Annotated in this window: 10 protein-coding genes; 7 read left to right on the forward strand and 3 right to left on the reverse strand. The window is 64.1% G+C overall.

Annotated features, from left to right (window positions below):
- Positions 1 to 77: 77 nt before the first annotated feature.
- Both bcp and INT29_RS13720 read right to left on the reverse strand, forming a co-directional pair.
- Positions 78 to 545 (reverse strand): thioredoxin-dependent thiol peroxidase, encoded by a 468-nt coding sequence (bcp, locus tag INT29_RS13715; RefSeq protein WP_193071981.1) that lies wholly within the window; start codon positions 543 to 545, stop codon positions 78 to 80.
- Between the two features lie 40 nt (positions 546 to 585).
- Positions 586 to 1,785 (reverse strand): glycerate kinase, encoded by a 1,200-nt coding sequence (locus INT29_RS13720; RefSeq protein ID WP_226831242.1) that lies wholly within the window; start codon positions 1,783 to 1,785, stop codon positions 586 to 588.
- A 250-nt stretch (positions 1,786 to 2,035) separates the two neighbouring features.
- Between INT29_RS13720 and uraD the strand changes: the two genes are divergently transcribed.
- From uraD to aceE, 4 genes are all read left to right on the forward strand, one after another.
- Positions 2,036 to 2,530 (forward strand): 2-oxo-4-hydroxy-4-carboxy-5-ureidoimidazoline decarboxylase, encoded by a 495-nt coding sequence (gene uraD / locus INT29_RS13725; protein WP_101570878.1) that lies wholly within the window; start codon positions 2,036 to 2,038, stop codon positions 2,528 to 2,530.
- On the forward strand, positions 2,527 to 2,850 hold the full coding sequence (uraH, locus tag INT29_RS13730; RefSeq protein WP_101570876.1) for a hydroxyisourate hydrolase: 324 nt from the start codon (positions 2,527 to 2,529) through the stop codon (positions 2,848 to 2,850). Before uraD ends, uraH begins: the two co-directional genes overlap by 4 nt.
- 194 nt (positions 2,851 to 3,044) lie before the next feature.
- Positions 3,045 to 3,929, forward strand: coding sequence for a factor-independent urate hydroxylase (gene pucL / locus INT29_RS13735; protein ID WP_101570948.1), 885 nt, complete (start codon positions 3,045 to 3,047; stop codon positions 3,927 to 3,929).
- Positions 3,930 to 3,996: 67 nt separating this feature from the next.
- A complete protein-coding gene (gene aceE / locus INT29_RS13740) occupies positions 3,997 to 6,768 on the forward strand; it encodes a pyruvate dehydrogenase (acetyl-transferring), homodimeric type (RefSeq protein ID WP_193071983.1) in 2,772 nt (923 codons plus the stop codon).
- A gap of 251 nt (positions 6,769 to 7,019) precedes the next feature.
- Here aceE and INT29_RS13745 read toward each other — a convergent pair whose 3' ends face one another.
- Positions 7,020 to 7,805, reverse strand: coding sequence for an IclR family transcriptional regulator (locus INT29_RS13745; protein WP_193071984.1), 786 nt, complete (start codon positions 7,803 to 7,805; stop codon positions 7,020 to 7,022).
- A 241-nt stretch (positions 7,806 to 8,046) separates the two neighbouring features.
- Between INT29_RS13745 and INT29_RS13750 the strand changes: the two genes are divergently transcribed.
- The 3 genes from INT29_RS13750 to INT29_RS13760 all read left to right on the forward strand — a co-directional run bounded on the left by INT29_RS13750 (position 8,047) and on the right by INT29_RS13760 (position 11,736).
- The gene (locus INT29_RS13750; protein ID WP_193071985.1) at positions 8,047 to 9,426 is read left to right on the forward strand and encodes an NAD-dependent malic enzyme; all 1,380 of its coding nucleotides are present in this window, start codon (positions 8,047 to 8,049) and stop codon (positions 9,424 to 9,426) included.
- Between the two features lie 105 nt (positions 9,427 to 9,531).
- Positions 9,532 to 10,839: a DUF6986 family protein gene (locus tag INT29_RS13755; RefSeq protein WP_193071986.1), complete on the forward strand. Its 1,308-nt coding sequence runs from the start codon at positions 9,532 to 9,534 to the stop codon at positions 10,837 to 10,839.
- 72 nt (positions 10,840 to 10,911) lie between these two features.
- Complete coding sequence (locus INT29_RS13760; protein ID WP_101570869.1) at positions 10,912 to 11,736, forward strand: bifunctional allantoicase/(S)-ureidoglycine aminohydrolase; 825 nt, start codon at positions 10,912 to 10,914, stop codon at positions 11,734 to 11,736.
- The last annotated feature ends 84 nt before the right edge of the window (positions 11,737 to 11,820 follow it).

The raw sequence follows: 11,820 nt of genomic DNA on the forward strand, positions 1-11,820 counted from the left end.
TCCCTGACGTCACTAAATGCCCCCGGCGCCGGGGGCATTTAGTGACGTCAGGGAGGTTTAGTCGAAGAGGCTGTCCCTCAGGCGCCGAGCTTCTCGCGGAGACGGGCGACGTGGCCCTCGGCGTCGACGTTGTATTCGACGTCGGACAGCGTGCCGTCTTCGGCGATGACGAATGTCGAGCGCAGGGTGCCTTCGAAGGTGTTGCCGCCCACGGTCTTCTCACCGAACGACCCGTAGGTCTTTGCCAGCGCTGCCCCCGGATCCGAGAGCAGCGGGAAGGTCAGGTGCTGGTCGTCCGTGAAGGACTGCAGTGCCTCGGCGTCATCGGGAGAGACTCCGAGCACCTGGAATCCGGCACCTGCCAGCGATGAGAGGTTGTCGCGGAAATCGCAGGCTTCGGTCGTGCAGCCAGGCGTTGCGGCCTTGGGATAGAAGTAGAGGATGACCTTCTGCCCGGCGAAATCCGCCTTCGAGTAGGTCTTGCCTTTGGCGTCGGTCAGGGAGAAGTCCGGTGCGTTTTGTCCGACTTCGAGCTGTGCACTCATGATGATGTGTCCTTTCGTAGGTGACTGCTGGTGCTGGTGGTCAGTTCTGTCGTGCGCCCGTGACGCCCATAGCGCCCGCGCCCGCGACGCCCGCGCCGGCGTGGACGAGGGCGCATGCGTGGGCGGCGGTGGCTTCGATGAGCTCTTCGGCGTGGTCGGAGAGCTCAGCGAGCTCGGCCGGGCCAGGTGCGATGGACAGTGCGGCGGTGATGCCCGCTTCCCGGCATTCGGCGGGGCTGAGCGCGACGCGTCCGGCGACGACGATGATCCTCGCCGAGGCGGGGGCGTGGTCTCGTACTGCCGCAACGACCTTCCCTCCGAGGGACTGGGAATCGAAAGAGCCCTCACCTGTGAGCACGATATCGGCCTTCGCCAGGGCCTCGGTCAGGCCTACCGCCTCGGCGACCATCGTCGACCCGGGCACCACCTCGGCGCCCAACAGGGTCGTCAGCGCCAAAGGAATTCCGCCCGCGGCACCGAAGCCGGGCGTCAGTGCCAAGGACGAGGCCTCCGATTCAGAGCCGGCGAGCACCTCGGCGAGGTGGGCCAGGCCGGAGTCGAGGACGGATACAGACGCGGCATCGGCACCTTTCTGGGGGCCGAAGACTGCCGCGGCACCGCGAGGTCCCGTGAGTGGATTGTCGACGTCGACGGCGATGCGCCAGCGCACCTCGCGGGCACGCGGATCAAGGCCCGAGCCATCGATTGCAGTCAGGGACGTAAGCCCTCCGCCGCCAGGCGCAATCGGTGAGCCCGCGGAGTCGGTGAAGGCGGCGCCCAGAGCGGAGGCGATGCCGACTCCGCCGTCGGTGCTCGCTGATCCGCCGATGCACAGCAGAATCTCCTCGACCCCCTGGTCAAGGGCATGGGCGGCAATGAGTCCGACGCCGTAGGTGTCGGCGCGTTCAGGCTGGAGGGCAACGTCGGAGACCTGCGGGAGGCCATTGGCTTGAGCGGCCTCGATGACAGCGGTCTTCCCATCGGCGGAGATGCCGAACAGGGCAGTTGCGGGCCGTCCCAGGGCATCGACGATGTCGACCGAGCGAGCCGGGGTGCCCCACACGGCGAGCAGCGCGTCGAGGGTTCCCTCGCCCCCGTCGGCGAAGGGCAGGTCGGTGATCTGCGACTCGGGGAACACTTGGCGGGCACCGCGAGCCAGGGCGGCTGCGGCTGCGGGGGCGCTGGCGGAGCCCTTGAAGGAATCGGGGGCGCAGACGATCGTCGGGGTTTCCCTGCTCATGACGTCATTCAACCTCATTGTCGTGATATCGGCGGAGAGCGTTCGGCAGTCGGACGGGCCGTTGTCACTGCACGCTCATCCATTATCCACTCTGCGGAAGAAGTTTTCCAAATTCCCACTCCGCGTCGTCGGTCGAGATTTGACATCGAGAACCCCTCGGGCCAAACTCGAACCAGTTAAATGGAAATATACTTCCGAGATGTGAAACGCCTTACATGAGGCTTCAGATCTCGATGTCTAGGAGGTCAGTGTGGACCTGAACGAGTTCAATCGGCTCCCTGCCGACGACGCCCGCACGGCATTGCGCCCGTGTCTCGACGTGGATCGGTGGATCGACGGAGTCGTCGAGGCCAGGCCGTATCCCGATGCCGAGTCCGCGGTCGAAGCCGCCCGCACCAGCGCGAATCCACTGTCTGATGATGAGATCAACCAGGCCATGTCCCACCATCCCCGGATCGGTGAGAAATCCAAGGGCTCCGGCGCCGAGGCGGCTCATTCCTCCCGCGAACAGGCGGGTCTGGGTGCCCTCGGCGGAGACGTACAGAAGCGACTCGCAGCAGGCAATGCCGCCTACGAAGAGCGCTTCGACCGTGTCTTCCTCATCCGCGCCGCCGGTCGAGACCCCGAGGAGATCCTCGGGGAACTCAACCGCCGCATGGCCAACACCGCCGCCGACGAACTCGCCGAGGTCGGCGAGCAGCTGATCCAGATCGCCGCACTCAGACTCGAAGGACTCCTCGTATGAGCTTCATCTCCGCCCACGCTCTCGACTCCACGCTCGGTACCCCTGCCGCCGACCTTGAGGTCACGCTGTATTCCGGCGCCGAGGTGATTGCGAACGCCCGCACGGACGGAAACGGTCGTGTCTCGGAATTCGGACCGGACCACCTCGGCGCCGGGGATTATCGGATCGTATTCGGTACCGGCGCCTATTTCGAGACCCAGGGGCAGGATCATTTCCATCCTCAGGTGACGATCGACTTCACGGTCAAAGCCGGAGAAGCGCACTATCACATACCATTGTTGCTGAGCCCGTTCGCGTACAGCACCTACCGGGGAAGCTGAGAAGCTGAGCGGGCAGCACCACCCACAAGCACCAGGGGAAGCAGGCCCCCTGCGGGATGAAGATCCTCAACAAACCGCCGAAGTTCGCAGGACGAGTCGTCCGGCAATCTCGCAAATCAATTGGTCACAGAGACCATGCTGCACTCGGCTACGAGCGCGGCGCGGTCGCTGGTTTCAGCAACAGGAGCAAGAAGATGAGCAAGGTGAAACTGACAACGAACCAGTACGGCAAGGCGGAGAACCGTTTGATGAGGGTCTACCGTGACTCCGAACGTCACGAGATCCGCGACCTCAACGTCACCTCACAGCTGTGGGGCGACTTCGAGACCGCCCACACCGAGGGCAACAACGAGCACGTCGTCGCCACCGACACCCAGAAGAATACGGTCTTCGCCAAAGCCAAGGAACTCGGAGTGAGCTCACCCGAACAGTTCCTCCTCGGCCTCGGCGAGCACTTCACCTCCAGCTTCGACTGGGTCACCGGTGGGCGTTGGGCGGCAGAGGAATACGGCTGGTCGCGCATCAACGATCACAACCACTCGTTCTACAAGTCCGCACCCGAAACCCGGACCGCGGTCCTAACCCGCGACAGCGACACGACCACCCTGATCTCCGGCTTCTACGGGCTCACCGTGCTCAAGACCACCGAATCAGGTTTCGTCGGCTACCCGAAGGACAAATACACGACCCTGCCGGAGACCGACGACCGCATTCTCGCTACCGACATCGCGACCCGCTGGATCTACAACACAACGGATCTCGACTTCGAAGGCGTGTACAAAAAGGTCAAGGAGATCATCCTCGACTCGTTCACCGACCACTACTCGCATGCCCTGCAGCACACCCTCTACCAGATGGGTGAGAAGGTCATCGACGCTGTGCCGGAGATCGACGAGATCCGGTTCTCCTGCCCCAATAAGCACCATTTCCTCTACGACATCGAACGCTTCGGTTTGGAGAACCCGAACGAAGTGCTCATCGTCGCCGATCGGCCCTACGGGCTGATCGAAGCCACCTTCACACGTGACGGTGTGGAGGAGAACAAGGACGCCTGGGCGCAGATCGCCGGCTTCTGCTGATAAATTTTCATAGTCGGGTCCACGGGAGCACCTTCCCGTGGACCTGACGTGTTTGAGAGGGACGACTATGACCCAGGACACAACCTCGGCAATCCCGAGGGGAACCGGTGACGAAGAGATTGACGAATGGCTGGAGTCCTGGGAGGGGCTCGTCAGCCAGCGCGGTACCCTGCGTGCCAGCGAGATCATGGAGGCGCTGCGCCGACGTGCCGCCTCGAACTCCGTGGCTCAGCCCAAGGTCACGACCACGGACTACGTCAACACGATCCCGGCCGATCAGGAACCCGAGTACCCCGGGGATGAGCGCCTCGAGCGCAAATACCGCAAATGGCTGCGCTGGAACGCCGCGATGCTCGTCCACCGAGCCCAGCGTCCAGAGATCTCCGTCGGCGGCCACATCTCGACCTATGCGGGTGCCGCCACCCTCTACGAGATCGGGTTCAACAATTTCTTCCGCGGCCAGGACCACCCCGGCGGGGGCGACCAGGTCTTCTTCCAGGGACATGCCTCACCCGGCATGTATGCCAGGGCCTTCCTCGAGAACCGTCTGAACGAAAAGCAGCTCGACGGCTTCCGGCAGGAGGCTTCGAAGGCCCCCGACGGGCTGAGCTCATACCCCCACCCGCGCCTGATGCCGGAGTTCTGGCAGTTCCCGACCGTGTCGATGGGCTTGGGCCCGATCAACTCGATCTACCAGGCGCAGATGAACCGTTACCTGCACAACCGCGGCATCAAGGACACCTCCGATCAGCGCGTCTGGGCCTTCCTCGGCGACGGCGAGATGGACGAGCCGGAATCACGCGGTGCCCTCCAGCTGGCCGCGAACGAAGGTCTCGACAACCTCACCTACGTCATCAACTGCAACCTGCAGCGACTTGATGGTCCGGTGCGCGGCAACGGCAAGATCGTCCAGGAACTCGAAGCCGTATTCACCGGCGCCGGCTGGAACGTCATCAAGGTGCTGTGGGGTCGCGAATGGGACTCCCTCCTCGACGCTGATCACACCGGTGAACTGGTCCGGATCATGAACGAGACCCTCGATGGTGACTACCAGACCTTCAAGGCCGAATCCGGCGGATTCATCCGCGACAACTTCTTCGGCCGCTCACCGGTGACCAAGGGCCTCGTCGAGCATCTGTCCGATGATGACATCTGGAACCTCAAGCGCGGCGGCCACGACTATCACAAGGTCTTCGCCGCCTACCAGCAGGCCGTGAACACGAAGGGCAAGCCGACCGTCGTCCTCGTCCAGACGGTCAAGGGCTATGGCCTGGGCACGACCTTCGAGTCGCGCAACGCCACCCACCAGATGAAGAAGTTCACCGCTGCCGACGTCAAGGCCTTCCGCGATCGGATGGACATCCCGATCACCGATAAGGTCATCGACGAAGATCCCTATGCCGTGCCCTACTACCATCCGGGCAACGACGCTGAGGAAGTCCAGTACATGCTGGAGAAGCGGTCCAAGCTGGGTGGGTTTCTGCCCAGTCGCAAGCCCGAGAACTCCAAGAAGACTCTGCCCGCCGTGTCCGACAAGGCCTTCTCGCAGACGAAGAAGGGCTCTGGCCAGCAGCAGGCTGCGACCACGATGGCCTTCGTGCGACTGCTCAAGGACCTCATGCGCGAGAAAGGCATCGGCAACCGGATCGTGCCCATCATCCCGGATGAGGCACGCACCTTCGGCATCGATGCGTTCTTCCCGACTGCGAAGATCTACAATCCGAACGGGCAGAACTACCTCGCCGTGGACCGTGAGCTCTTCCTCTCCTACAAGGAAGCCACCAGTGGGCAGCTGCTCCACGTCGGCATCAACGAGGCCGGTGCGGCAGCGGGCTTCACCGCCGCCGGAACCGCGTATTCGACGCATGGTGAGCCGATGATCCCGATCTACGTCTTCTACTCGATGTTCGGTTTCCAGCGCACCGGCGACGCCTTCTGGGCCGCCGGTGACCAGATGACCCGCGGGTTCATCATCGGCGCCACAGCCGGTCGCACGACGCTGACCGGTGAGGGCCTGCAGCACGCTGATGGTCATTCTCCTGTGTTGGCCGCGACCAACCCTGCGGTGCGGATCTACGACCCGGCCTACGGATACGAGATCGGCCACATCATGCGCGATGGCCTGCACCGCATGTACGGCGAGCACGACCTCGGCGATGACGCCCGCAACGTCATGTACTACCTGACCGTGTACAACGAGCCAATGCTTCAGCCGGCCGAACCCGAGGATGTCGACGTCGACGGGATCCTGCGCGGTATCCATCGCGTGGCAGAAGCCGGGACAGGTGCAGCGGCCGGCACCGGCGCCGAGGCTGGGGCGGGCGATCGTCCGCAGGCTCAGCTGCTCGCGTCGGGAGTCGCCGTCCCGTGGGCGCTTGAGGCCCGTGGCCTGCTGGCTCAGGAATGGGGTGTGGATGCGGCTGTCTGGTCGGTCACCTCATGGGCCGAACTGCGCCGCGATGCTTTGAAATGCGAGGCCGAGAAGCTTGAGGACTTCGAGGCCGAGCCGCGAACGCCCTATGTGCGTGAGCGTTTGGGCGCCGAGGCAGGGCCGATCGTCGCCACGAGCGACTTCGACTCCACGCAGCCGGACCTCATCCGACCCTTCCTCAGCCAGGACTTCGCGACACTGGGAGCCGACGGGTTCGGATTCTCCGACACACGCGCCGCTGCCAGGCGCCATTTCAAGATCGATGCCCACTCGATGGTCGTCCGCACCCTGCAGCTTCTGGCCGACCGGGGCGAGATTGCCCGCTCCGTACCCGTCGAAGCGGCGAAGAAGTACCGCCTGAACGAGGTCAACGCAGGAACCTCAGGCTCAGCCGGAGGCGATTCCTGAGATAGTTGCCTCTGGCAGTTAGGCAGCTGGTGCTGGCTACTGCAGCCAGCGGCGAAACACGGGTGGCGTGTAGAGAAACGTGATTGCACATACGTTTCTCTACACGCCACCCGTGTTTCAATACTCAGCTCGAGTTAACACCCGAGTGTTGGCACCATGCAGCCGGTGCAGCTGGTGCAGCTGGTGCAGCTGGTGCAGCTGGTGCAGCCTGAAAGCCAGGGGACACCGGCTGCTCAGGCGCCACAGCCAGCTCAGGCGGTGCCGCGCATGTCCTCGGAGATCGCCTCGGCGGCTGAGCGCAGCAGTGGGATCGCGCGATCGGCGAAGGCCTGGTCAACGCGGCTGATCGGCCCGGACACGGAGATCGCCAGGGGAGCGGGGGCATCGGGGATCGACATTGCGAAGCAGCGCACACCCAGCTCCTGCTCCTGCTCATCAATCGAGTACCCGCGGTCGCGGATGCGCGCCAGCTCGGCCTCGAGGTCCTTGATGGTGCCGATGCTGTACTCCGTGGGCGTTGGCATCCCGGCGGTCGTCACGATGTGACGCACCTGCTCGGTGTCGAGGCCAGCGAGGATCGCCTTGCCCACGCCGGTGTCGTGCATGTGCGTGCGCCGGCCCACCTCGGTGAACATGCGCATCTGTCGCTGTGAGGAGACCTGATCGACGTAGACGACCATGTCTCCGTCGATGGTCGCGACGTTGGCAGACTCGCCGAGTTCGTCCACGAGTGTGCGCAGATAGGGGCGGGCGATGGCACCCAGCTGGGACCCGGCGAGGTTGCCGAGGCGGATCAATCCCGGCCCGAGCGCATAGCCGCGGTTGGGCAGCTGACGGACCACGCCTAGGTTGACCAGAGTGTTGAGCAGACGGTGGATCGTCGGGAGAGGGAGGCTCACCTCGGCGGCGATGTGGCTCAGCGTGGCCGAGCCGGAGGAGTTCGCGATGCACTCGAGGAGCCCGAAGGCGCGTTCGACTGACTGGACGCCGCCCTTCGTCTGGCGGATCGCGGGGGCCTTCTCATCATTGCTGGTCATCCCAGTTCCTCTTCCTCGTCCATCGGATTCGTGTTCATGTACATGCCGGACAGGCTCGACGCTGAGTGCCGCCGGCTGAAAGCGCGGATCGCTGAACAAGGGATCGCTCAGCGAAACTGTCCCTCAGTCTAGTCACCAAATGGAAGAAAGTTTCCGCTGAGAGGCATTCTGGCTAGATTTTCCACTATACAGAAGATATTATCCGTAATACGGAAAAGACTTATCAGAGAGGATAACTCCCATGGCTGTTCCCAGTCCCGGATACTCAATCACTCTTCGGGTGGAGACCGCGGTCGGTCGGACATCGACGTCCGACCTCGTGGCCGCCGCCGCAGCGACCGGTGCCGCGATCACCGCGCTCGACGTCGTCGAATCTACCCCGCACACGGTGATGATCGATGTCAGTGCCGATACTCGCGATGTCGCACACGCCGATGAGGTGTCAGATGCGCTCAATGCACTCGACGGTGTCGAGGTCCACAAGGTCTCCGATCGGACTTTCCTGCTCCACCTCGGCGGCAAACTCGAATCCGCACCCAAGGTGCCCCTGCGCAACCGTGATGATCTCTCACGTGCCTACACACCGGGCGTGGCCCGTGTGTGCATGGCCATCGCGGAGAACAAGGCCGATGCCCGGCGCCTCACGATCAAGCGCAATACCGTCGCCGTCGTCACCGACGGCACCGCGGTCCTGGGTCTGGGAGACATCGGACCCGAAGCCGCGATGCCCGTGATGGAGGGCAAAGCAGTGCTGTTCAAGCAGTTCGCAGGCGTCGACGCCTGGCCCGTGGCACTGGACACGAAGGACACCGAGGAGATCATCTCGATCTGCAAAGCCATCGCTCCGGCCTACGGCGGAATAAACCTGGAGGACATCTCGGCGCCGAGGTGCTTCGAGATCGAGGCCAGGCTCCGCGAAGAACTCGACATCCCGGTCTTCCACGATGACCAGCACGGTACCGGCATCGTCACGCTCGCCGCGCTGAAGAATGCGCTCAAGGTCGTTGGCCGAAAGCTCGAGGATCAGCGCATCGTCGTCTCCGGCGTCGGTGCTGCGGGCAATGCGATCATCCGGCTGCTTCAGGTCGCGGGCGCGAAGAACATCATCGCCTGCGGTCGCAACGGCGCGATCGGACCGAATTCGACCGTCGACACCGAACACAAGGTGTGGCTGCAGGCCAACACGAACCCCCAGGGCTTCGAGGGCGCACTGAAGGAAGCTGTCGCCGGCTCGGACGTGTTCATCGGCGTCTCCGCCCCGAACGTGCTCGACGGCAGCGACATCCAGGCCATGAACAAGGACGCGCTCGTCTTCGCAATGGCCAACCCCGACCCTGAGGTCGACCCCGCGGAGGCGCTCAAATACGCGGCCGTCGTGGCCACCGGGCGCAGCGACTACCCGAACCAGATCAACAATGTGCTGGCCTTCCCGGGCATCTTCCGCGGCCTCCTCGACGCCGAGGCTACCGATATCGACGAGAACATCATGGTCGCCGCAGCGGACGCCATCGCCTCATGCATCCCAGAGGACGAACTCCACCCGGGCTACGTGGTGCCTTCGGTCTTCGACCCCGAGGTAGCGAAGAAGGTGGCGGAGGCCGTCGCCGCCGTCTCCTCCTGAACCTCGACCGGTCTCCTGAAACAGGAGGCCGGTCGCTGTTCTATGAGAGATAATGTTGGGTGACCACCACCCGCGCGCAATGATGCTACGAAAGAGAATGTGAAATTGGATCACTCAACGTTGGCCGACATCGACTCACTCCTGGCGGACACGGACGAGCTGCTGAGTACGCGCTATCCAGGTGAGCGTGATGTCCGGCAACCCGTGCACACCGTCTACGTCCCAGGTCACCTTTCGACCCCGCCCCTGCCTCGCGAGTGGGGTGAGCAGGCCCTCGAATGCGTCGAGGCCAACGGCGGAATGGTCCAGCTGGCCGAACGCGTCATCATTGCCTCCCGCAAAGAGACCCACGCCCGCGACAACCACACGATGCCCAACCTGCACCAGGTCGCCCGGGAAGCGGAAATGCTCGCCCAGGCGGTCACGAACAAGCTCGACACCGAACCGATCGAAGACCTGAGATTGGACTTCGAAGACGGGTTCGGCGACCGCGGCGACGAGACCGAGGACGAGTGCGTCCGCCAGGCCGCACGCAACGCCGTTGCAGGCCTGTCAGAGGCGGGCGCACCGGCGTTCTTCGGCATCCGCTTCAAATGCATGGAGGCCGATACCCGGGCGCGCGGACTGCGCACCCTGGACCTGTTCCTCGCCGAGGTGATCGCCGCCCACGGATCCCTGCCGACGCAGTTGGTCCTCACGCTGCCGAAGGTGAGCACCGTCGACCAAGTGTCCGCCATGGTCCTGGCCTGCCGTGCGCTGGAGTCCCAACACGGTCTTGCCGAGGGCTCGATCACCTTCGAGGTGCAGGTCGAGACGCCGCAGCTCATCCTCGGCGCCGACGGCAGGGTTCCGCTGGCACCGGTGTTTGACGCCGGTGAAGGGCGCATCACCTCCCTGCACTACGGCACCTACGACTATTCGGCATCGATGGGTGTCGCCGCCGCCTACCAGGCGATGGATCACCCGGTGGCCGATTTCGCGAAGAACCAGATGATGCTCGCGGTCGCCGGCACCGGCGTCCACCTCTCCGATGGTTCGACGAACATCCTGCCCCTCGGTGAGTCCGAAGAGATTCAGCGCGCCTGGAGCCTGCACGCCGGACTGGTCCGCAGGCACCTCAAGCGCGGCATCTACCAGGGCTGGGATATGCACCCGCACCAGCTGCCCACACGCTTCCTCGCCACCTTCCGCTTCTACCGCGAAGGAGCGGAGAAGGCGGCGACCCGGCTGCGCAACTATGTGTTCAAGGAGGACTCGTCCGTCCTCGACGAGCCGGCAACGGCACGGGCACTGGCCCGCTATCTGGGCCGCGGACTCTCCTGCGGTGCCCACACCGAGGACTTCGTCACGGACCGCACGAAGATGTCGATCGCGACCCTCAACCAAATCGCCGCCACCGGCGCGGCCGAGTGACCTGCCGACCACCTCGGCGATACCGCATCAGCTTGCACTGACCAGCACCGAATCGAAGGAGAACACGTACACATGACGACGACCGACCCCTACACCTATTGGGCGCCCACCGGCGGCCACCCGCCGCAGACAGATCTGCTTACCGACCGTGCCATCGTCACTGAGGCCTACACGGTGATTCCGCGCGGAGTCATGCGTGACATCGTGACCTCGAATCTGCCCGAATGGACGGGGGCCCGGTCCTGGGTGCTGAGTAAGCCGGTGGCCGGGGGAGCGGTGACGTTCTCACAGACCATCCTCGAAGTCGCCCCAGGTGGTGGCTCTGAGAAGCCCGAACCGCAGGTCGAGGTCGAAGGGTTCATCTTCCTCATGGGCGGTCAGCTCGAGATCACCCACGAGGGCCAGGCTCACACCCTGACCCCTGGGGGCTATGGATTCCTGCCCGCCGGTTCGACGTGGAGCGTGAAGTCCACCGGCACCGAGGCGGCCCGTTTCCATTGGGTGCGCAAGCGCTACCAGCCCGTGGCTGGGCTGACCCCGGAGGCCAAGTTCGGCCAGGAATCAGACGTCGAACCCGCTTCGATGCCGGGCACCGACAACCGGTGGCGGACGACGCGCCCCCTGGATCCCGAGAATCTGGCCTATGACATGCACGTCAACATCGTGACCTTCGAACCCGGTGCGGTGATTCCCTTCGCCGAGACTCACGAGATGGAGCACGGCCTCTACGTTCTCGAGGGCAAGGCCGTCTATCGGCTCAACGGCGACTGGGTCGAGGTGCAGGAGGGTGACTTCATCTCGATGCGCGCCTTCTGCCCACAGGCCTGCTACGCCGGTGGGCCGGGCCGGTTCCGCTACCTTCTCTACAAGGACGTCAACCGCCAAGTAGAGCTCTGAGGCGCTGAGCCGGCGCTCGCCCCTGAGGCTCCTGCCTGCAGACAGCTGCAGACAGAAGAAGAACGGTGGACCGAGGTGGTCCAC

The organism is Brevibacterium sp. FME37 (assembly GCF_014897485.1).
GTDB lineage: Bacteria > Actinomycetota > Actinomycetes > Actinomycetales > Brevibacteriaceae > Brevibacterium.

What these genes read in the sequence shown, in the direction of transcription:
- INT29_RS13745 (WP_193071984.1), bottom strand. Translation starts at nt 7,805, where the DNA reads ATGACCAGCAATGATGAGAAGGCCCCCGCGATCCGCCAGACGAAGGGC.
- aceE (WP_193071983.1), top strand. Translation starts at nt 3,997, where the DNA reads ATGACCCAGGACACAACCTCGGCAATCCCGAGGGGAACCGGTGACGAA.
- INT29_RS13760 (WP_101570869.1), top strand. Translation starts at nt 10,912, where the DNA reads ATGACGACGACCGACCCCTACACCTATTGGGCGCCCACCGGCGGCCAC.
- INT29_RS13720 (WP_226831242.1), bottom strand. Translation starts at nt 1,785, where the DNA reads ATGAGCAGGGAAACCCCGACGATCGTCTGCGCCCCCGATTCCTTCAAG.
- bcp (WP_193071981.1), bottom strand. Translation starts at nt 545, where the DNA reads ATGAGTGCACAGCTCGAAGTCGGACAAAACGCACCGGACTTCTCCCTG.
- pucL (WP_101570948.1), top strand. Translation starts at nt 3,045, where the DNA reads ATGAGCAAGGTGAAACTGACAACGAACCAGTACGGCAAGGCGGAGAAC.
- INT29_RS13750 (WP_193071985.1), top strand. Translation starts at nt 8,047, where the DNA reads ATGGCTGTTCCCAGTCCCGGATACTCAATCACTCTTCGGGTGGAGACC.
- uraH (WP_101570876.1), top strand. Translation starts at nt 2,527, where the DNA reads ATGAGCTTCATCTCCGCCCACGCTCTCGACTCCACGCTCGGTACCCCT.